General features: G+C 69.3%; 19 protein-coding genes. 8 read left to right on the forward strand and 11 right to left on the reverse strand.

The window, feature by feature from the left end; translation table 11 throughout:
- Positions 1–2 precede the first annotated feature (2 nt).
- Positions 3–671 carry an STN domain-containing protein gene (locus tag RZE79_RS19425; RefSeq protein ID WP_319356084.1) on the reverse strand — a complete coding sequence of 223 codons (669 nt, stop codon included), beginning with the start codon at positions 669–671 and terminating at the stop codon, positions 3–5.
- A 192-nt stretch (positions 672–863) separates the two neighbouring features.
- Here RZE79_RS19425 and alkB point away from each other — a divergent pair, with 192 nt between their 5' ends.
- The 5 genes from alkB to RZE79_RS19450 all read left to right on the forward strand — a co-directional run bounded on the left by alkB (position 864) and on the right by RZE79_RS19450 (position 5,957).
- Positions 864–1,520, forward strand: coding sequence for a DNA oxidative demethylase AlkB (gene alkB, locus RZE79_RS19430; RefSeq protein WP_319356086.1), 657 nt, complete (start codon positions 864–866; stop codon positions 1,518–1,520).
- Positions 1,521–1,529: 9 nt separating this feature from the next.
- Positions 1,530–3,350, forward strand: coding sequence for an ABC transporter ATP-binding protein (locus tag RZE79_RS19435; RefSeq protein ID WP_319356087.1), 1,821 nt, complete (start codon positions 1,530–1,532; stop codon positions 3,348–3,350).
- A gap of 165 nt (positions 3,351–3,515) precedes the next feature.
- A complete protein-coding gene (locus RZE79_RS19440; protein WP_319356089.1) occupies positions 3,516–5,198 on the forward strand; it encodes a hypothetical protein in 1,683 nt (560 codons plus the stop codon).
- 29 nt (positions 5,199–5,227) lie between these two features.
- Positions 5,228–5,563 carry a YnfA family protein gene (locus tag RZE79_RS19445; RefSeq protein WP_319356091.1) on the forward strand — a complete coding sequence of 112 codons (336 nt, stop codon included), beginning with the start codon at positions 5,228–5,230 and terminating at the stop codon, positions 5,561–5,563.
- 7 nt (positions 5,564–5,570) lie between these two features.
- Positions 5,571–5,957, forward strand: coding sequence for a YkvA family protein (locus RZE79_RS19450; RefSeq protein WP_319356092.1), 387 nt, complete (start codon positions 5,571–5,573; stop codon positions 5,955–5,957).
- Between the two features lie 7 nt (positions 5,958–5,964).
- On the opposite strand, the gene RZE79_RS19455 is transcribed toward RZE79_RS19450, so the two are convergent.
- Genes RZE79_RS19455 through RZE79_RS19470 form a run of 4 tightly spaced genes read right to left on the reverse strand, consistent with a single transcriptional unit; the run spans position 5,965 to position 10,839 of the window.
- Positions 5,965–6,624, reverse strand: a complete 660-nt coding sequence (locus RZE79_RS19455) for a DUF2894 domain-containing protein (RefSeq protein ID WP_319356093.1) — start codon at positions 6,622–6,624, stop codon at positions 5,965–5,967.
- A complete protein-coding gene (locus tag RZE79_RS19460; RefSeq protein ID WP_319356095.1) occupies positions 6,617–7,276 on the reverse strand; it encodes an OmpA family protein in 660 nt (219 codons plus the stop codon). The genes RZE79_RS19455 and RZE79_RS19460 overlap by 8 nt, the downstream gene beginning before the upstream one ends.
- Positions 7,277–7,280: 4 nt before the next feature.
- Complete coding sequence (locus RZE79_RS19465; RefSeq protein WP_319356096.1) at positions 7,281–10,103, reverse strand: DUF802 domain-containing protein; 2,823 nt, start codon at positions 10,101–10,103, stop codon at positions 7,281–7,283.
- A 31-nt stretch (positions 10,104–10,134) separates the two neighbouring features.
- Complete coding sequence (locus tag RZE79_RS19470; protein WP_319356098.1) at positions 10,135–10,839, reverse strand: DUF3348 domain-containing protein; 705 nt, start codon at positions 10,837–10,839, stop codon at positions 10,135–10,137.
- A gap of 342 nt (positions 10,840–11,181) precedes the next feature.
- Between RZE79_RS19470 and RZE79_RS19475 the strand changes: the two genes are divergently transcribed.
- The 3 genes from RZE79_RS19475 (at position 11,182) to RZE79_RS19485 (ending at position 14,228) form a co-directional block, all read left to right on the forward strand.
- Positions 11,182–11,337, forward strand: coding sequence for a hypothetical protein (locus RZE79_RS19475; RefSeq protein ID WP_153283522.1), 156 nt, complete (start codon positions 11,182–11,184; stop codon positions 11,335–11,337).
- A gap of 480 nt (positions 11,338–11,817) precedes the next feature.
- Complete coding sequence (locus tag RZE79_RS19480) at positions 11,818–13,503, forward strand: histidine kinase (RefSeq protein WP_319356100.1); 1,686 nt, start codon at positions 11,818–11,820, stop codon at positions 13,501–13,503.
- 29 nt (positions 13,504–13,532) lie between these two features.
- Positions 13,533–14,228 (forward strand): response regulator transcription factor, encoded by a 696-nt coding sequence (locus RZE79_RS19485; protein ID WP_319356102.1) that lies wholly within the window; start codon positions 13,533–13,535, stop codon positions 14,226–14,228.
- A gap of 41 nt (positions 14,229–14,269) precedes the next feature.
- Here RZE79_RS19485 and RZE79_RS19490 read toward each other — a convergent pair whose 3' ends face one another.
- The 6 genes from RZE79_RS19490 to RZE79_RS19515 are packed head-to-tail and all read right to left on the reverse strand — an operon-like array spanning position 14,270 to position 19,678.
- Positions 14,270–15,184, reverse strand: coding sequence for a type II secretion system F family protein (locus RZE79_RS19490; protein WP_319356105.1), 915 nt, complete (start codon positions 15,182–15,184; stop codon positions 14,270–14,272).
- 12 nt (positions 15,185–15,196) lie between these two features.
- A complete protein-coding gene (locus tag RZE79_RS19495; RefSeq protein WP_319356107.1) occupies positions 15,197–16,186 on the reverse strand; it encodes a type II secretion system F family protein in 990 nt (329 codons plus the stop codon).
- 9 nt (positions 16,187–16,195) lie between these two features.
- Entirely contained in the window at positions 16,196–17,566 is a 1,371-nt protein-coding gene (locus RZE79_RS19500; RefSeq protein ID WP_319356109.1) for a CpaF family protein, read from the reverse strand.
- Positions 17,567–17,614: 48 nt separating this feature from the next.
- On the reverse strand, positions 17,615–18,766 hold the full coding sequence (locus tag RZE79_RS19505; protein WP_319356111.1) for an AAA family ATPase: 1,152 nt from the start codon (positions 18,764–18,766) through the stop codon (positions 17,615–17,617).
- Between the two features lie 19 nt (positions 18,767–18,785).
- A complete protein-coding gene (locus RZE79_RS19510) occupies positions 18,786–19,214 on the reverse strand; it encodes a TadE family protein (RefSeq protein WP_319356113.1) in 429 nt (142 codons plus the stop codon).
- A complete protein-coding gene (locus RZE79_RS19515) occupies positions 19,211–19,678 on the reverse strand; it encodes a TadE/TadG family type IV pilus assembly protein (RefSeq protein WP_319356114.1) in 468 nt (155 codons plus the stop codon). Before RZE79_RS19515 ends, RZE79_RS19510 begins: the two co-directional genes overlap by 4 nt.
- Positions 19,679–19,681 lie beyond the last annotated feature (3 nt).

A 19,681-nucleotide genomic window follows, 5' to 3' on the forward strand; every position in this document is an offset into this window, starting at 1 on the left:
GCTCAGGGAGAGATTGCTGCGTCGCAGACGTCGGGGCGGTCGCCGGTGCGCGGCAGCAGCAGCACCGTGAGCGGCTGGTCGGCCTCGCCTTCGGGCGGGCGGTCGAGCACCAGCGTGTTCATCGCGGCTTCGAGCGCGGCGTCGCGCTGCGCGAGGCCGGTGGAGCTGAGCAGCCGCGTGCGTCGCACGTGGCCGGTGGGCCCGACCCACAGCTGCACGAGCGCGCGGTAGGTGCCGGGGCGCGCATGCGGCCAGCGGCACAGCGTGCGCTCCAGCGCCTGCTGCACCACGCGGGCGTCGCGCGACGACATCGCCGGCGCGGCAGGTGCGGCGGGTGCCGTCGCAACCACGGGCGGCGCGCTCTCGTCCTGGATCAGCGTGAAGGTGCGCGCATCGGTGTGGCGCGCGGTCAGCCGCGTGCCGGCCAGCAGGCGCTGCAGCGCCTCGCGCGGTGTGAACACGCCGTGCAGCGGCGCGGATTCGAGGCCGGCGGTGAGCTGCCCATCGAAGAACACGGACTGCCCCGTCGCCTGCGCATAGACCTGCACGGCGGTGGCCAGCGGCTGGGCCGGCAGGTCGAAGGCGATGCGCCCCGCCGCATCGGGCGATGGCGCGGGTTCGCCGGCATGCGACACGGCCGCGAGGGACAGAATTCCGAGGATCAGGGTCAAGACACACACCCACCGTGACCGAGCAACGCGAGACATGCCGGGTCCTGTGACGAAGGAGGAATTGCAGGCGCCGGGGCGGTGCCGGGTACTGCTTTGGTGCTCGGAATGCTAGTGACGCTTTGTGACAGCTTGAATGCAATGCAGCCGCGAGCAACGGTTCGAACCGCACCCGTCGCTGGCGACAATGAGCCCATGACGTTCGACCTCTTCGACGCCCCGCCACGCGCCGCGCGCGAGCCGATCGGCCCGGCCGCCTTCGTGCTGCCGGGCTTTGCATTGCCGCGCGTCGACGCGCTGCTCGCCGCCATCGCCGACGTGTCCGCGCGCGCGCCGTTCCGCCACCTGGTCACGCCGGGCGGCTTCACCATGTCGGTCGCACTGACCAACTGCGGCGCGCTCGGCTGGACCAGCGACCGGCGCGGCTACCGCTACAGCGCGGTCGATCCCGACAGCGGCGCGCCCTGGCCCGCGATGCCCGAGGCCTTTGCACGGCTCGCGCGCGACGCGGCGGCGCTGGCGGGCTTCGACGGCTTTGCGCCCGACGCCTGCCTGGTCAACCGCTACCAGCCGGGCAGCCGCCTCTCACTGCACCAGGACCGCGACGAGCGCGACCACGGCGCGCCCATCGTGTCGGTGTCGCTGGGCATGCCGGCGGTGTTCCAGTTCGGCGGGCTCGCGCGCGGCGACAAGACCGCGCGCATTCCGTTGACGCACGGCGACGTGGTGGTGTGGGGCGGCGTGGACCGGCTGCGCTTTCATGGCGTGCTGCCGCTGAAAGACATGCCGCATCCACTGGAAGCTCAACTCGGCGCGCAGCGCATCAACCTCACCTTCCGCAAGGCCGGCTGACGCGCACGCATGACAGACACGACGACCACCTCCACCACCGAATCCCCCGGCCGCGCGATCCGCGCGCTCTACGCCGCGCTGTGGCACTTCGCCGCCGGTGCACGCGCGCAGCTGCTCGGCGCCACCGCATTGCTCGCAAGCTCGCAGCTGATTCGCCTCTCGCTGCCCTACCTCGCGGGCCAGGCCATCAACGCGCTGCAACGCGGCGACCTGCCCACGGCGGGCCGCTGGATCGCGACGCTCGCGGCCGTGTACGTCGGCGCGTGGGCGCTGCACGGGCCGGGCCGCATCCTGGAGCGCAACGTGGGCCTGAAGGTGCGCGAGACGCTGGCCGACCAGCTCTATGCGCGCATCGCCGCCGCGCCGCTCGCCTGGCACGACAGCCACCACTCCGGCGAGCTGCAGCACCGCGTGCACCAGGCCAGCCGCGCGCTGGCGGACTTCGCGCAGAACCAGTTCATCTGGCTCACCAACGCGGTCAACTTCGTCGGGCCGCTGGTGGCGCTGGCGCTGCTGTCGCGCACCAGCGGTGTGACGGCGCTCGCGGGCTATGTGCTGATCGGCGTGGTGATCGTGCGCATCGACCGCGCGCTCATGAAGCTCGCGCGCGCCGAGAACGACGCCGACCGCCGCTACGTCGCCGCGCTGCTCGACTTTCTGGGCAACGCCTCGACCGTCATCGGCCTGCGGCTGCAGGGCGCGTCGCGCCTGTTGCTGCGCCGTCGCATGGCGGCGGTTTCTCTGCCGCTGAAGCGCACCGTGGTGCTCAACGAAGGCAAGTGGTTCGCGGTCGACCTGATGGGGCTGGCGCTGACCTGGGGCCTGGTGGTGATCTATGTGTGGCAGGCGCGCGCGCCGGGCCAGGCCGTGATGCTGGGCGCGGTGTTCATGATCTACCAGTACGCGCAGCAGGCGGCGGGTGTCGTCACCTCGGTCGCCGCCAACTTCAGTTTCTTCGCGCGCATGCACACCGACTACAGCAGCGCCGAGCCGATCTGGCACGCGCCGGCGAGCGCCACGCTCCAGGCCCCGCCCGAAGAAGTGCCAGCACATGAACGCATTGATGCAGCAGCGCCGTGGACGCAGCTGCAGATCGACCAGCTGCAATGGCGCTACGCACCGCGCGGCACCGTCGCCGACGACCCGGCGGCACCGACGCGCAGCGGCCTGCACGACGTGGCGCTCTCGCTGCGCCGGGGTCAACGCGTGGCGCTGGTGGGCCCGAGCGGCGGCGGCAAGAGCACGCTGCTGCGCGTGCTGGCGGGGCTGTATGCGCCGCACGGCGGCACGCTGGCGCTCGACGGCGTGCCGACCGACTGGGCGCGGCTGCGCCAGCTCGCCACGCTCATCCCGCAGGAGACCGAGCTGTTCGAGGCCAGCGTGCGCGAAAACCTCGCCTTCGGTCGCCCCTGCGACGACGAGCGCCTGCGCGCCGCGCTGCACACGAGCACCTTCGACGAGGTGCTGCAGGCCACGCGCGGCGACCTCGACAGCGCGATCTCGGAGCGCGGCTTCAACCTGTCGGGCGGACAGCGCCAGCGGCTGTGCCTGGCGCGCGGCGTGCTCGCGGCCGAGGGCAGCTCGCTGCTGCTGCTCGACGAGCCGACCAGCGCGCTCGATGCCGCCACCGAGGCGCGCGTGCTGGAGCGCATTGCGGCCGCATTTCCGCAGGCCTGCGTGATCGCGTCGGTGCACCGGCTGAGCCTGCTCGACCGCTTCGACACGGTGATCCTCATGGAAGCCGGCCACGTGCGCGACCACGGTCCGCGCGACGAGGTGCTGGCGCGCCAGCCGATGCTTCGGGAAGCGTCACGCGGTAACAAACAGTAGGACCCCTCCTGCGCCAGAAGGCGGCTTTCGCACCGGCCGCGCCGGCATGTCTTCTGCAACAGTATCGGCATCCATTTGTTCACGTCTTGCCCTGCGCGGCTCTGTTTTGCGCACCGGCTGCGTTCCAATTGCATGGTCCTTCCTTCCGCGAGCGTTCTCCGCCACATGCGCCCATTCCGTGCCACCCTTTCGCTCGCCCTGCTGGGTACCCTCTTGGGCCTGTCGGCCTGCACCACCGGCACCACCGCCGCCCAGCGGCTGGCCGCCGCGAGCAAGCCGCCCCCGACCGACTGCGTCGCATGGGTCGGCGCCGACCGCAATGCGCGCGTGGGCGGCTACCTGCTGCCGCAGGCCGGCACCGCGGTGAACGCCGGCGGCCCGCGCGTGTGCGTGCCCGTGCTCATGAGCGCCTACCCCGTGCCCAGCAATTACGCGGGCGGCGACTACCACGTGGGCCAGTTCACCGACGACCAGCTCAAGGCGCGCTGGCGCACCTGCAAGGCCGAGCCGGACTGCTTCGCACGGGTGAACGCGCAGATGCAGCGCTGGCTGCCGCCCAACAAGGCGCGCGCCACGCGCGTGACCGGCGCGGTCGATCCGGCCGGGCGCATCGATGCCGACAGCCCCAAGGTCGACCTGAAGCAGATCCGTCGCCCCGCCTTCTTCGCGAAGGCGCCCTACCGCGAAGGCATTGCCGAAGCCGACGCGCGCACCCACATCGTCGAATTCACCGTGCCGCGCGACACCTTCGAGCGGCTCGACCTGAAACTCAGCGACCCGATCAAGCTGCGCGGCTGGTACCTCGAAGGCGCGGGCGTGGACGACGGCAGCGGCCGCAAGGTGCGCGCCCTCGCGGTCATGGCGGCGGGCGGCGGCGGGCAGCTCACGGCCATCCAGCATCCGGACGAAGTGGCTTACCGCATCGACGGCGCGAGCGGCCAGGCCGTGCCGGTGTCGTTCCCCAACGGCACCACCGAGGCCATGGGCCAGCGCTGGTGGCGCGAGAACCTGCACGCGCTGAACCAGGCCGGCTTCGACGTGCTGGCCTACGACCGGCGCGGCGAAGGTTTGTCGGGCGGCGTGAGCGACACCAACACGCTGGAGCAAGGCGAAGACGTGTTCCGCGTGCTCGCCCAGCTCGAACACGGCCAGGGCCTGCGGCTGCTCACGCCCTCGGGCCAGCTGCTCGAGGGCAACGCTGCGCGCGGGCGCCTGCTCGCGGGCCAGAAGGCCAGCGAGATTCCGCTGGTGCTCGGCGGCTACTCGCGCGGCTCGATGTCGACCGCCTGGGCCCTCACGCGCAACTACGTGGCCGCCTGCAGCTTCGACATGCCCGTGCCCAACTGCACGCCGGCACGCGGCTGGCGCAACATCCGCGGCGCCATCCTGCTGTCGTCGTTCGCCAGCGGCGCGGGCTACCTGCCCGATGCGCCCGACCTGGCCGACCGCAACCTGTTTTTGGGCGGCATGGCGGCGGAGCACCACATCCTTTTTTATCCGAACTCCGCCACGCTCGCGGGCATGGACCGCTGGCCCGCCGCCTTCTTCGGCAAGGGCCTGTGGGACCGCGCCGAATCGCTCGAAGGCACCCTCGCCGCCTACAACCGCATCCGCGGCGTGAAAGAGATCGTGCTGTCGCGCGGGCCGCACGCCATCGAGACCTGGCCCGAGTCCGAACGGCGCTACCTGCGCGAGCGCATGGTGGCCTACGCCAAGGTCGTGATCGTCGGCGGGCGCACCGTGCCGGGCGCGCGGCCGTGGAAAGACTTCAAGTCGCTGGTCGCCACCACGCCCGATGTGTGGGAGCCCTCGTCGCGCCCGGGCACGGGGCCCGGACGACAGCCCTGACGTCAACGGTCGGCCGCCACAATGGCGGCATGGACCTGCTCAAGACCCTCGGCCTCTTCATCGCGACCGCGCTCGCGGAAATCGTCGGCTGCTACCTGCCCTACCTGTGGCTCAAGCAGGGCCAGTCGATCTGGCTGCTGGTGCCCGCGGCGCTGAGCCTGGCGCTCTTCGCATGGCTGCTCTCGCTGCACCCGACGGCTGCCGGCCGCGTGTATGCGGCCTACGGCGGGGTCTACATCGGCGTGGCAATCCTGTGGCTCTGGGCCGTGGACAAGGTGACGCCTTCCACCAGCGACTGGGTCGGCGTGGCCGTGTGCTTCGTCGGCATGGGCATCATCATGTTCGGGCCGCGCCACGCGGCTTGATGGCTTCGTGTTCACCCTGAATCTTCGGGACTGGGCGCGCCGCATCAAGCGCGACGCCGTCACCCTCTGGTTCGCCTGCCGCGACCCCGCCACGCCGTGGCTGCCGAAGGCGCTGTGCTGGTTCACCGTGGCCTATGCGCTGAGCCCCATCGACCTGATTCCCGACTTCATTCCCGTGCTCGGCTACCTCGACGACGTGCTGCTGCTGCCCGCGCTGATCTGGCTCGCGGTGCGCCTGCTGCCGGCCGAGGTCATCGTGCGCAGCCGCGAGCGCGCCGAAGACTGGATGGTGCGCAACGGCCGCCAGCCGACGAGCCGGGTCGGCATGGCGTTGGTCGTCGGCATCTGGGTGCTGGTGGCGGCCGGACTGGCCTGGTGGCTCTGGACGCGCTGAGCGGCCGTCAGGCGGCGCGGCTGCGCGAACTCTTGCGCGGGCTCTCGGTGCGCGCCACGCGTGCGGCCTCGGCGGCGGCGTTCACCTGCTCGATCCACAACAACGCATCGACGTGCGCCATGAAGCGCTGCAGGTACTGCGGCGACAGGTCGCGCATCAGCGTGAGCGCGCGCTGCACGAGGTGGTGCGTGTTGAGCGGGCCGGCGTTCTTCGGCACCTTGGCGAGCGATTGCGTCACGCGCTGGTCGGCGGCAAGCTTCGACCAGGTGCTGCGGAAATAGCTCAGCGTCTTGAGTTCGGGCGCGGTCGACAGGCTGGGCACTGCATCGCCGTCGGTCGCTGTTGCGTCAGTTGGAGGCGGCAACGGCGCGAGCTGGGCGATGTGCACCATCAACTCTGCGAGCGCGGTGTGAAGCGGTGCATCGGCCGGTGCGTCTGCCTCGGGAGCGACCTTGTCGAGATCGGCGCGGTAGGCGGCCATGAGGCTGGCCAGCCGTGCATCCAGCAGGCGCCGCGCCTCGCCCTCGTGCGCCGCCGCGCGCTGCGCCATCGCCTCGATGAAGCGGAAGCGCACCGGGTCGAAGCGGTCGTCGCCGCGCGCGCGCCAGGCGTCGAGCGCTGCGACGGCGTCGACCTGATCGTCCGGCGCTGTGTCGTCGTTACTCACGGGGCTTCGCAGCGTCGGGCATGTTCTTGGGCCGGGGTGTCGGCGCCATCTCCACGCGCCGGTTCTTCGCACGGCCTTCGGCGTCGCCGTTCGAAGCCACCGCCTGCTCGGCGCCGAACGCGGCAGCGAACACCGACGACGAGGGCACGCCCTCTTCGATCAGCGCGCGCGTCACGGTGAGCGCGCGCTGGGCGGACAGCTCCCAGTTGTCGGCGAACAGGCGCGCGCCTTCGCGCATCTGCCGGTCGTCGGTGAAGCCGCTCACCATCAGGATCTCGTCGCGCGTCTTCAGGTAGGCGCCCAGCGGGCCGGCCAGGCTTTTCAGCAGTTGGCGGCCACCGGGTTGCAGGTCGGCGGAGTTGAAGGCGAACAGCACGCTGCCGCTGATGCCGATGCGGCCGTTGTTGAGCGTGACGCGGCCCGCGGCAAGCGGGCCGGCCAGTGCCTGTTCGAGCGCCTCGCGCCGCTGCGATTCGGCGCGGCGCTGCTGCACCTCGGTTTCGAGGCGGCTCGCCAGGTCCAGCTGCATGCCGAGCACGCACACCAGGATCAGCACGAACGCGCCCAGCATGCCCGCCATCAGGTCGCCGAACACCGCCCACACGGGGACGGTCGGCTCCAGGCCGGCGTCGAGGTCGATCTCGTCGCGCATCACGTCATGCCTCGCTGCCCACGGCCGTCTGGCGGCTTGCGAACTGCTGCAGGTCTTCGACGATCTGCTTCTGCGACATGATGCTCAGGTCGATCACCTCGCGCGCCTGCGCCACGTAGTAGGCCAGCTGCTCGTCGCTGCGCGCCAGCGACTTGCCGAGTGCGCCTTCGATGCGCTGCAGATGCGCCACCAGCTTGTCGTTCGACTCGCCGAAGCGCTGCACGGCAAAGCCGAAGGCCTCGCCCAGGCTCGCCACCTCGACCGCGCCGCCGGTGATCTGCGCGGCGATGCCGGCCATCTTCTCGGTCTCGCTCTCGACCTTCTCCGTGAAGCGGCTGCCCACGCGTTCCATCATGTCGGCGGAAGCCGTGACGAGCGCGTCGATGGCGCTGCGCTGTTCGGTCGAGGCATGGTTCACCGCGCCCAGCAAGGTCTCGAGCGTGCCGAGGATGCGGCTGCGCTCTTCGAGCATGTCGTTGTCGCGCGCCATGCCGTCGGACAGCTTCTGGCGCAGCTCGGCGATCACGTCGGCCGCGGCCTTCGGTGCCTCGGCCGCCACCTGCAGCAGCTGCGCGACTTCGGCGACGGTCTGCTTGGCATTCGCCTCGGCCTGCGCCGACATGTCGCGCACGGTCTGCGCGAGCGTCTCGCTCATCTGTTGCTGCTGGCTCAGGCTGTGTGCGCCGGCCTGCTGCCATTCCTTCTGCAGCGACGCGGCCATGGTCTCGAGCGAGCCGCTCCAGGCCGCGAGGCGTTGCGCGTCGCGCGTGGCGAGTTCGGTCTGCAGGTTGGCATGCGCCTCGCGCACGGTGTCGAGCAGCGACGCGGCGGCGCGGGGCGCGTCCGACGCGGCCTGCAGCAGCTGCGCGACTTCGGCGACGGTCTGCTTGGCGTGCGCCTCGGCCTGCGCCGACACGTCGCGCGCGGCCTGCGCCAGCGTGTGGCTCAGTTGCTGCTGCTGGCTCAGCGTGTGTGCGCCGGCCTGCTGCCATTCCTTCTGCAGCGACGCGGCCATGGCTTCGAGCGACTGGCTCCAGGCCGAAAGGCGCTGCGCATCGCGCGCGGCCAGTTCGGTCTGCAGGCTGGTGTGCGCTTCGCCCACGGTGCGCAGCAGCGCGGCCGAGTGCTGCTCGAACGTGGCGGCCGCGGCGGCGAGCGCCTGGTGCGAATCGCCCGACAGTTTTTCGCTGACGCGCTGATGCTGCGCGAGCGCGCTGCCCCAGGTGTCGGACACGCTGCCCACGGTGCTCTCGAGGCGGGCGGACACGCCATCGACCAGCGCAGCCGAGCGCTGCTCGAAGGTCTCGGCAAAGCGTTCGAGCGTGCCGCGCAGGTCGCTCGACAGCGCCCCGCTCGCGCGCTCGTGTTCGGCCAGCGCGGCCTTCCAGGTGTCGGCGACGCCAGCGGTCGAGGCCTCGAAGCGGCCCGTGAGGCCTTCGAGCTGCCGTTCGACGGCCTGCGCCATGCCGCCTTGCAACGAAGCGGCTTCGCGCGCGATGCCGAGCATGGCCGCCTCGACCACGGGCTGGATCGTTGCGCCGGCGATGCGGGCGGTGTCGGTGAGGCTTTCCTTCAGCGAACGATCGACCGATGCGGCCAGACCGCTGTACGCGGCCTCGGCCTTCTCATGGAAGCTGTCCTGGCTGGCAACGAGGCGGTCGTTCTGCGACTGGGTCTGGCGCTCCAGCGCGGCCATCATCGTCTGCAGTTGGCCGACCAGCTCGGGCATGACCTTCGCCACGGGCTGGATGGTTTCGCCGGCGATGCGGGCGCTGTCGGCCAGGCTGTCCTTCAGCGAACGATCGACCGAGGCGGCCAGGCCGCTGTACGCGGCCTCGGCCTTCTGGTGGAAGCTGTCCTGGCTGGCGACGAGGCGGTCGTTCTGCGACTGTGTCTGGCGCTCCATCGCGGCCATCATCGTCCGCAGCTGGCCGACCAGCTCGGGCATCACCTTCGCCACGGGCTGGATCGTTTCGCCGGCGATGCGGGCGCTGTCGGCCAGGCTGTCTTTCAGCGAGCGATCGACCGATGCGGCGAGCCCCGTGTAGGCGGCCTCGGTCTTCTGGTGGAAGTTGTCCTGGCTGGCGACGAGGCGTTCGTTGAGCGACTGGCTCTGGCGATCCATCGCGGCCACCATGGCCTGCAGCTGGTCGACCAGCGCGGGCATTGCGTGCGCCTGCTGCTGCATGAGCTTGAACGATTCTTCGCGGCGGTGCGCCAGCGAATGACCGCGCAGCGACGTGGCGATCTGCGCGTCCAGCGCCTGCCCGGCCAGCAGGCGTTCGCGCCGGCAGAGCGCCGAGGCCAGGCCCAGCATCGCCGATGCGGCCACGCCCGCCACCGAGGTGCCGAAGGCCAGGCCCAGGCCGCGCACGGGCGCCGACAGCGAGTTGCGGATGGCCTGCACGTCGGTCGCGCTTTCGAGCGCCAACCCCGTGCCGTTGAGCGTGACCACCATGCCCAGGAAGGTGCCCAGCATGCCCAGCAGCACCAGCAGGCCCGCGAGGTACGGCGTGAGCGCCGGGCCCGGCAGTCCGACGCGCTCGCCCTCGATGCGCAGGCGCACCGCGTTGCGCAGCGAAGGATGCAGATTCGCGAGCCAATCGCCGAGGCTGGACGGCGGCGCCGAGAGGTCGTCCACCGCGCGCGACAGCGTGTTGGTGGCTTGGTGGAAACGGTGCAGCTCCAGCGCGCCCATCAGGTAGAACGCGCCGATCAGCGCCGTGATCACCAGGGCCAGCGGGTTGTGGCCCACGTAGCTGGCACCGACCCAGCACACGACGGCCAGGCCCACGAGGAAGACGGCGTAATGGAAAAATCTGTTCATGAAAGCTTGTTGTCTCTTGGGGGGCTGCAGGCTAGCGATCGCGAAGGGCTTCGAGCAGGCCTTCGACCGGTTGCATGCGAATGTCCAGTTCGGCCCGCAGCACGCTTTGCATGTCGCGGCCGAACACGTTCAGCCAGCCGCCGGCGGCGGTCGGTGGCGGCTGGGGGGTGTCGGGGTTGGCGTCCTGCGTGGCCTGGTTGGCCTCACGCAGGCGCTTGAAGTGTTTCTCCAGCAGCGCCGGCACGCTCGCCAGCAGGCTGCGTTCGCGGGCGCCCACCACCTGTTCCAGGATGGCGTCCACCGCGGCCAGCCGGGCCAGCTCGGGCGAGCGGGTCGCGAGCCGGGCCCGCAGGCGGGCGCGCAGCGGTTCGAGGGCGGTCTCCATCGCCTGCTGCCGCGCGAAATAGCGGCGGCGGTACGGCGGAAAGTCGTCGTTCGCGCCCGGCAGCACCGAAGCCACGCCGCCGTCGGCATTGCCCTTGGCCAGCGCCGCCTTCAGGCGCGCGCACTCCTGCGCTTCCTCGGCGCCCTCGGACGCCCGGGCGCCGGACACGGCGACGCCCAGATCGGAATCCAAAGCTGCTGACAAGGAGATGGCATCGGTCCAACTGAACCACTGACTCAAACGATCCGCGAGGGCTTGCCTGGATTCGGGAACGTCGGTGTCGCTCAATTGAGCGAGCAAGCGAGTGAGCGCCGAGCCGGTGAAGCCTGTGCGCCGTGACACTTGCACCATACCGAGAGAGGGGGGAGAAAACCGGGCAGTTTACACCGGTCAACAAGCGGCTTTCCCTCTGTGAACTGGTACACGGAAGGCATCCGGAAGTGAAACAGTCTGCGACAGAAATCCGAGAAATCGGGGCCGCGTTGCGGCATCAACCATTTCCTTCCCGGCGCACGCCGAATACCCGAAACAGGTGAGTGCGCATGTTTACATTTGTCGCAAGAATGAATACTTTCATTTCCCAGAAAGCCGAAGAGCCGCAGAGCTCGGTGAGGGTGGGGTCTGGACAGCCTGGTCGTTGGACACATGTCGTCATCGCAATCGGTTTCCGCCTGCCCCTGCCATCTCGCAGACATGGATCGCCAGCCGCGCACCGCGTGGATGCGCCTGCTGCCCTGGCTGCGCCTGTACCGCTGTTCCCGTTGCAACAAGCCCCGGCTCCTGTCCAAGCAGAAGGTAGACAACGCCCGCCTTCAGCACGCGGCCCAGGTGCGCGCACGCGGCGGCTGAAGGCGCCCGCCGGTTGCTTGCCTGCCATTCCTGCCGCGGGCAGTGCGCCTCGCCGCCGATCCACGGCCCCATGCACCTGAGGCTCCGGCGGGGGATGCTGCTTTTGCGGCCCTGAGTCCGCCGGCCCCCTGGCTTCAGCGTGTGGCCGGGTTACCCAGGGTCTGCGCCTTCGCACAGGCAGTCAGACGCCTCGGTGAGGTACCTCACCCTCTCCAGAAGCTTCCGAACCTGCCCCATGCCCATTCGCCGCCCTTGCAGGGGGCCAATCTATCCGTATGCAATCCAATGCAAATATAGTTACCAAATGTTAACGGAATGCGATTTCAATTGCTTATGAACACCAAAGTAGTAATGTGAACTCGTCACACGTTGTGGTCTTTGGTAAGAAAAATGTATTCCGAGCTGTCACTGCCGAGCGCTCCCGCCTGTACCGCGATGTCTCGCGGTGCCTGACATGGTCCATGCACCGGATGCGTCCCCATGCGAGTCCACGACTCCGCCCCCCGCATCGACGCCAGCCTGGCGGCAGACGCGCTCATGGTGGGACGCATGCGGCTCGTGCTGTCGATCTCGGCCCTGCTGGCGATCACGGTCGACGCCGCCGATAGCCGGCAGCAGGTTCCCCCCGCGGTCTGGCTGGCCTTCTTCGGCTACATCCTTCACAGCCTGCTGATCCACGTCTGCACGGCGGTGGGACAGCCCCACTTCCAGGGCAAGGCGATCCACTGGTCCGACGTGCTGTGGTTCACGCTGATCCTCGCGGTGACCGACGGCACCCGCAGCCTGTTCTTCCTTTTCTACTTCTTCGCGATCCTCACCTCTTCGTTCCGCTGGGGCTTCGAGGAAGGCGCCCGCGTGACGATCGCGTCGGTCGCCTCGTTCATTGCCTGCGGGCTGGCCGCGGGCACCGACGACACGCCGCAGCTGCTGATGCGCACCGCCTTCCTGCTCGCGCTCGGGCACATGATCGTGTACTGGGGCGGCTCCAAGCTCGCGCTGCAACGGCGCCTCGCGCTCTTGGGCGACGTGAGCCAGCTGTCGAACCCGCGCTTCGGCGCCGGCCGCACCATCGCCCGCACGATGGAGCGCACGCTGGCCTTCTTCAAGGCCAGCCATTGCATCCTGCTCACGCGCGACCGCGCCACGGGCACGTGGCTGCTGCGCACGCTGCACGAGGACGACGACTGCGAGCAGGTGCGCATCGAGACCATCGGCCGCCTCACGGCATCGCCGCTCATGGCCCTGGCGCCCGACAGCATCGTGCGGAGCAACCGCCTGCCCTGGCCGCTGAACCACTTTCGCGCGCAGCATCAAGTCTTCGAAGCGGGTACTACCGCCTGGCGCAGCGCCGACGAAGAAGGCGCACAGCGTTGCGCCACCATCGCCGCCATGCTGGAGGCCCGCGCCTTCATCAGCGCACCGCTGCCGATGCGCCTGGGCGAAGGCCGGGTGTTCATCTCGTCGCGCGACGGCCGGCTCGGCAAGTCCGACGCGCTGTTCCTCGCCCACCTCATGGCGCAGATCTTCCCGGTCATCGAGACCATCGAGGTGCTCGACCGGATGGCCTCGGAAGCCGCATCGACCGAGCGCCTGAAGATCGCACTCGACCTGCACGACACGGCCATCCAGCCCTACATCGGCCTGCGCATGGGCCTGTGCGCACTGCGCAAACGGGCCGGCGCCGACAACCCGCTGCGCGAAGACCTCGACAAACTCTCGGACGTGGCCGACGGCGTGATCGCCGACCTGCGCCGCTATGCCGGCGAAGTCAGGCACGGCGCCGACGATGCCGGCGGGCTCGTGCGGCCCCACCTCGAACGCCAGGCCGCGCGGATCAAGGGCCTGTACGGCATCGACATCGACATCGTGATGGCCATCGACGCCCCGCTGCACCTGGACGACCGCGTGACCGCGGAGCTGCTGCAGATGGTGAGCGAAGGGCTGAACAACATCTGCAAGCACACCCATGCGCGCCATGGCAGCGTGCGCATCGACTGCAAGAACGGCCAGCTGGCGTTGTGCATCGAGAACGACGCCTGCCAGGAAAGCTTCACCGCCTTCCACCCCCGCTCCCTCACCGAGCGCGCCACGGCCCTGGGCGGCCAGGCGCATGTCGACCGATGCGCGAATGGCGGCACGGCGGTGCGGATCGAAATCCCGATCTGACCGCGCCGCAGACACTGGAGGAGTCCGTCATGCAAACCCTTGACCACCTTGACCACCCTATTGCCGTCCTGCTCGTGGACGACCACAAGACCATGCTGTGGGGCCTGTCGAAGCTGATCGACGGCGAACAGCCGCGCATGAAGGTGGTCGGCACGGCCAGCTGTTGCGACGAAGCGGTGGCCACGGCGCAAAGCCTCGCGCCCGACGTCATCGTGCTCGACCTCGACCTGGACGGCCATAGCGCGCTGGACATCCTGCCGCGGCTGCTGGCCAACGAGAGGTCGCGCGTGATGGTGCTGACGGCGGAGAAAGAGCAGCGCACGCTCGACCTGGCCGTGCTGCGCGGCGCGCGCGGCGTGGTGGGCAAGGACGCCTCGGCGCAGCAGCTGCTCGACGCCATCGAGCGCGTGTCCCGCGGCGAGCTCTGCGTCGACGCGCAGGCCATGGGGCGCGTCTTCTCCGAACTCACGGCGGCAAAGAAGCCGCAGAAGGCCGACCCCGACGCGGCCCGGCAGGCCACGCTGACGCACAAGGAGCGCGAGATCATCCGCATCGTCGCGACGGGCTGCGGCGCCTCCAACAAGGCGCTCGCCGAGCGGGTCTTCGTCGCCGAGCACACGCTGCGCAACCATCTCTGCGCGATCTACCAGAAGCTGGGCGTCACGAACCGGCTCGAGCTGTACATCTACGCGGTCAAGCACCAGCTCGACACGCTGGCGGACTGAACGCGGCAACCGCGCACGCGGCGCGCCGCGTGCGGGCCCCTTCATTGGTGCCCGGCCAGCATCGGCCCGATCATCCGGATCACGCGGATCACCGCCGGCGTCAGGATCACGAGCGAGATGCACGGGAAGATGCACACGACCAGCGGCAGCAGCATCTTGGTCGGCACCTTCGCCGCCAGCTCCTCGGCGCGCACCTGGCGCTTGTGGCGCAGGTCGTCCGAGAACACGCGCAGCGACTCCCCGATGCTGGTGCCGAAGCGGTCCGCCTGGGTCAGCATGGTGGCGAAGGTGCCTATTTCTTCCACGCCCGTGCGCAGCGCCAGGTTGCGCAGCGACTTCTCGCGCGTGCCGCCCGCGCGCATCTCCAGGTTGGTCCAGTGCAGCTCCTGCGCGAGCGCCCGGCTCTTGATCTGGATTTCGTCGGTGACCTTGGCCAGCCCCGCGTCCAGTCCGAGTCCCGCTTCCACGCACACCAGCATGAGGTCGGCGGCGTCGGGAAAGTTCTCGAAGATCTCGCGGCGCCGCGCACGGATGCACAGGCGCAGCACGAGGTTGGGCAGGTAGCAGCCCGCCAGCGCGGCCAGCGCGAGCCACAGCAGCATCGTCATGCCGCTCTCCGACCCCGTCGCGCGCAGCATGAGGAACGCGACCGCCGCGAAGCCCAGCGGCAGCAGCGTCTTCAGGCCGAAGTAGATGAGGGACGCATCCGGATGGCGGATGCCGGCGTTCAGGAAGCGCACGCGCAGCGGCGACAGGTCGGCATCACTGGTCGGCGACGACAGCTGCGCGAACGGACCGACGAGCTTGACGGCGGTCTCGGTCCAGGCCGTCTTGCCGGCCGGCAGCGCCACCGCCTGCAGCCGCTGCGCGGCACGCGTCGGGGACCACCACACCGCCAGGCCGATGACCGCCAGCGACACGGACAAGAAAACCAGAATGGGGAACAGCAGGGCCATGGCGCTTCTCCTTCAGACGCGAATCTTCACGATCTTGCGCAGGAGCACGATGCCCACCAGCATCAGCACCAGCATGTAGCGCATCACCGACTGGCCGATCGGATCGGTCCACAGCGGCGACATGAACTCGGGATTGAAGATGTTCATGAGCGCCGCCAGCGCGAACGGCATGACGCCCAGGATCCAGGCCGACAGCCGCCCCTCGGACGACAGCACCCGCACCCGCGCGAGCAGCTTGAAGCGCGCGCGGATGAGCCGGCTCAGATTGCCCAGCACCTCGGTCAGGTTGCCGCCCGAATCGCGCTGGATCAGCACCGACACCACGAAGTAGCGCAGGTCGGTGAGCGGCACGCGTTCGCTGAGGTTGGTCAGCGCCTGCTGCAGCGAGACGCCGAAGTTCACCTCGTCGGCCACCAGGCGGAACTCGCCGGCGATCGGGTCGGGCATTTCCTCGCCGATCATCTGCAGGCCGCTGGCAAAGGAGTGGCCCGCGCGCAGGGCGCGCGTCACGAGGTCCAGCGCGTCCGGCAGCTGCTTTTCGAGGCGCTCCAGCCGCTGGCTGCGCTGATGCTGCAGGTACAAGACGGGAAGCGCCGCCGCCACGGCCCCGGCCAGAAGCGCCAGCATCACGGGCTGGTGCGCCAGCCACACGGCGCAGAACGCGAACACGCCCAGCGCACCGCAGGCCAGCAGAAAGCTGGACACCGTCCAGTCCAGCCCGGCCTGCAGGATGAAGCGGTCCAGCCGGTGCGCCCGCGGCAGCGCCAGCAACTGGCGCTGCATCCAGGGCACGTTGCTGAGCATGCGCTCCCTGGCGAGATGGGCCTGCGAGGTGCGGTCGGCCGCGGCGGACATCGCCTGCAGCCGCTTCTCGATCTTGCGTGCGTCGGGCCCCTTGTAGGACCGCCACAGCAGGTAGAGCCCCTCGATCATGAGCAGCGCGGTCACGAAGACCAGCACCGTGACCGTGATGAGCGTGTCACCCCCCAGGTTGTCGAACATGGCGTGCTCCTATTCGTAGTGCTTTTCAGGATCGAAGATGTTGTCGGGCAGCACCACGCCGAACGCATGCAGCCGCTCCATGAACTTCGGCCGCACGCCGGTCGCGTGGAAATGGCCGCGCACCTGGCCATCAGGCCCCATGCCCGTCTGGTGGAACGTAAAGATCTCCTGCATGGTGACGATCTCGCCCTCCATGCCCGTGATCTCCTGGATGCTGGTGATCTTGCGTCGCCCGTCGATCAGCCGCAACACCTGCACCACCACCGTGATCGCCGAGGCGATCTGCTGGCGCACGGTGCGGTGCGGCAGGTTCAGGTTCGCCATGCCGATCATGTTTTCCAGCCGGGCCAGCGCATCGCGCGGCGTGTTGGCGTGGATGGTCGTGAGCGAGCCTTCGTGGCCGGTGTTCATGGCCTGCAGCATGTCGACCGCCTCGGCGCCGCGCACCTCGCCGATCACGATGCGGTCGGGCCGCATGCGCAGCGCGTTGCGCACCAGCGCGCGCTGCGTGATCTCGCCCTTGCCCTCGATGTTCGTCGGCCGCGTCTCCATGCGCGCGACGTGCGGCTGCTGCAGCTGGAGCTCGGCCGCGTCTTCGATGGTGATGATGCGTTCGGACTCCGGAATGAAGCCCGAGAGAATGTTCAGCAGCGTGGTCTTCCCTGCCCCGGTGCCGCCCGAGATCAGCATGTTGACCTTGGCCTGGGCCAGGCCTTCGAGCATCTGCGCCATCGGCGGCGTGAGCGACTTGAGGTCGTTCACGAGGTTGGTCATGCGCAGCGGGATCTTCGCGAAGCGACGGATCGACATCATCGGACCGTCCAGCGCCACCGGTGCAATGACCGCGTTGACCCGCGACCCGTCTGGCAGCCGCGCATCGACCATGGGGCTGGACTCGTCGATGCGGCGCCCGACCAGCGAGACGATCTTGTCGATGATGCGCAGCAGGTGCTTCTCGTCGGTGAAGCTCACGTTGGTCAGCTCCAGCCGCCCTCGCCGCTCCACGTAGATGCTGGTGGGCGAGTTCACCAGAATGTCCGACACGGTCGGGTCGGCCATCAGCAGCTCGATGGGACCGAAGCCCAGCATCTCGTGCTGGATGTCGCGAATCAGCGTGCGCCGCTCGATGTCGTTGAGCGCCTCGGGCTCCTCCTGCAGGAGCCGCCCCACCATGGTCGAGATTTCCTGCCGCAGCGCGTCGGGCTTCAGGGTTTCGAGCGCCGCCAGGTCGAAGCGCTCCAGCAGCTTCAGGTGCATGCGCTCCTTCAGCTGCTTGTAGGTGTCCGAGGCGAAAGGCGACGTGGTCAGCTCGACGACAGGCCCCGCCGGCCGGGCGCCGGCATCGCCGTCGATCGCATTGAGTTGGTCCCTGAATGACATGGTTGGCACCTCCGCCTGGGTATTGATGGAATCCGTCCTCGCCCTGCGTCAGGCACGGCGGAACAGCCGCCCCATGAAGCCGGGCGCCGCCTCCGGCCGCGGGCTGAGCGTGTGAGCAATCTCGTCGAGGCGCTTGGCTAGGGCGCTGCCGCGCGACATCTCCGCCAGCGGCACGCCGCGGTTGATGGACGCGTCGACATCCTTGCCGCCGTCCGGCACCGTGGTGAACGTCGCGCCGGGCAGCGACCGGCGCATGTCCGACAGCCCGATCTCGCCGCCGCCGGTGCTGCGGTTCACCAGCAGTTCGACCTTGCCGGGCGCGTAGCCCAGCGACTTGAACACCTGCACCAGGCGCGTCACGTTGCGGATGTGCGGCAGGCTGGCCTGCAGCACGGGGAAGATGCGCTCGGCGCGGTCGAGCACGCGCAGCGTGAGCGTGTCGATGCGCGTGCCGAGGTCGAAGATCACGAAGTCGTACTGCGCGAGCGCCACCTGCAGGATGGCATCGACGTGCTCGGCCTTGACGTCCATCGCGCGCGCCAAGTCCTCCGGCGCGGGCAGGATGCTGTAGCTTGGCGACACGCGCACCACGCTCGCCGCGAGCAACGAGGCATCGAGGCGCGCGATGTCGCGCGCCACGTCGGCCATCGTCGCGGTCGGGCGCAGGTCGCTCACATACGACAGCGCATCGCCGAACTGCAGGTTCAGGTCGATCAGCAGCACCGAGCGCTCGCGCGACAGCTGGTGCGCGATGTTGGTCGCGAGAAAGGTCGCGCCGCTGCCGCCCTTGCAGGGCATGAACGCCACCACCCGCCCCGGACTGCGCGCCTGCGAGCCGGCCATCTTGAGGGCAATGCGGTCGACGGCGGCCTCGAGCGCGGCGGTGTCGGACGGCGACGGCAGCACCTCGCGAACGCCCGCGCGCATCGCATGGATCAGGAACTCGGGCGTCTGCATCGCGCACAGCAGCACCACCGCCACGGTCGGATGCCGCAAGGTCAGCGCCTCCACCAACGAGAGCTCCTGCGGGTCGCAGCACATGCCGTCGACCAGCATCAGGTCCGGCGCGACCTTCTCGACGACCGCCTGCATGCGGCTCTTGCCGCCTTCGAAGAGCGACACGGCATGGCCGCGCGGCTCCAGCACCTTGCGCATGTCCTGCAGGTGGTTCGGATTGGGAGAAACGATGGCGATCTTCATGGTCGTGTCCGGTGTGCTGTCAGGAACAGATGTCCGCGCTGTGCGGGTCTTGCCGCATGACCTCGCGGGGCAGGAAGGTGGAGAAGCCCGGCATCGGGATGAGCGGCGCCACGGCCCCCACGATGGGGGAGATCCATTGGTAGTTCAGGCCGGTGATGCTGACCGTGACACCCTGGCAGGTGCTCGCCGTGCAGTCCAGGGGAACCCACGCCACGCTCACCGTCTGCACCTGCGGCAGCAGGGCCTTCATCCGGGCGAGCACGAGGGCCTGCTGCATGGTGTCGTCGCACACCACGGCATAGCGCGCGCCGGCGCGCGTCGCCTCGTTGGCCGCGTTCCAGGTGAACAGCATGCGGGCGAAGTCCACGATGCCCAGCACCAGCATCAGGAAGATCAGAAGGCCCAGCGCGAACTCGATGGTGGTCGCGCCCTTGACGTGGTGTCTCATGATGGCGCCCTCATGGTGGCGGTGATGGTGCTGAAGACGATGTTGCCGTTGGCATCGGCGAACTGCACGCCGAACACCGACGGAAACAGCGAGTGGAAGGTGTAGCCGCTGATGCGCACCGTGACCGTGTTGATGATCGGGTCCGCCCCCGCCAGTTGCCAGGTGCAGCAGCTGCCGGCCGGCACGTTCGCCAGGGTCAGGCCGCGCGCCAACGGCACGCCGGTGCCGGCGGTGTTGCCGTACACGATCAGGTTGCGCGCCTGGTCGATGTTCGTGCCGGGCGTCTGCACCGAGAGATAGCGCACCGCGTCGCGTGCCGACTTGGTGACCGTGTTGTATTCGTACATGGCGCGCCCGAACTCGGTGGTGATGAAGGTGAGCAGCAGCAGCAGCGGCATGATCAGCGCCAGCTCGATCAGCGCGGCGCCGCGTTGCCGGTGAAGAGAGGTTGTCTTCTTCGTCATGGC

Origin of the sequence: Variovorax sp. EBFNA2 (assembly GCF_033802765.1) — a bacterium.
In the GTDB taxonomy this organism is placed as follows: Bacteria; Pseudomonadota; Gammaproteobacteria; order Burkholderiales; family Burkholderiaceae_C; genus Variovorax; species Variovorax paradoxus_H.

Coding starts and splice junctions, on each gene's coding strand:
- RZE79_RS19515 (WP_319356114.1), bottom strand. CDS start 19,678: ATGACGAAGAAGACAACCTCTCTTCACCGGCAACGCGGCGCCGCGCTG.
- RZE79_RS19485 (WP_319356102.1), top strand. CDS start 13,533: ATGCAAACCCTTGACCACCTTGACCACCCTATTGCCGTCCTGCTCGTG.
- alkB (WP_319356086.1), top strand. CDS start 864: ATGACGTTCGACCTCTTCGACGCCCCGCCACGCGCCGCGCGCGAGCCG.
- RZE79_RS19500 (WP_319356109.1), bottom strand. CDS start 17,566: ATGTCATTCAGGGACCAACTCAATGCGATCGACGGCGATGCCGGCGCC.
- RZE79_RS19440 (WP_319356089.1), top strand. CDS start 3,516: ATGCGCCCATTCCGTGCCACCCTTTCGCTCGCCCTGCTGGGTACCCTC.
- RZE79_RS19480 (WP_319356100.1), top strand. CDS start 11,818: ATGCGAGTCCACGACTCCGCCCCCCGCATCGACGCCAGCCTGGCGGCA.
- RZE79_RS19505 (WP_319356111.1), bottom strand. CDS start 18,766: ATGAAGATCGCCATCGTTTCTCCCAATCCGAACCACCTGCAGGACATG.
- RZE79_RS19490 (WP_319356105.1), bottom strand. CDS start 15,184: ATGGCCCTGCTGTTCCCCATTCTGGTTTTCTTGTCCGTGTCGCTGGCG.
- RZE79_RS19510 (WP_319356113.1), bottom strand. CDS start 19,214: ATGAGACACCACGTCAAGGGCGCGACCACCATCGAGTTCGCGCTGGGC.
- RZE79_RS19470 (WP_319356098.1), bottom strand. CDS start 10,839: ATGGTGCAAGTGTCACGGCGCACAGGCTTCACCGGCTCGGCGCTCACT.
- RZE79_RS19495 (WP_319356107.1), bottom strand. CDS start 16,186: ATGTTCGACAACCTGGGGGGTGACACGCTCATCACGGTCACGGTGCTG.
- RZE79_RS19475 (WP_153283522.1), top strand. CDS start 11,182: ATGGATCGCCAGCCGCGCACCGCGTGGATGCGCCTGCTGCCCTGGCTG.
- RZE79_RS19465 (WP_319356096.1), bottom strand. CDS start 10,103: ATGAACAGATTTTTCCATTACGCCGTCTTCCTCGTGGGCCTGGCCGTC.
- RZE79_RS19460 (WP_319356095.1), bottom strand. CDS start 7,276: ATGCGCGACGAGATCGACCTCGACGCCGGCCTGGAGCCGACCGTCCCC.
- RZE79_RS19435 (WP_319356087.1), top strand. CDS start 1,530: ATGACAGACACGACGACCACCTCCACCACCGAATCCCCCGGCCGCGCG.
- RZE79_RS19445 (WP_319356091.1), top strand. CDS start 5,228: ATGGACCTGCTCAAGACCCTCGGCCTCTTCATCGCGACCGCGCTCGCG.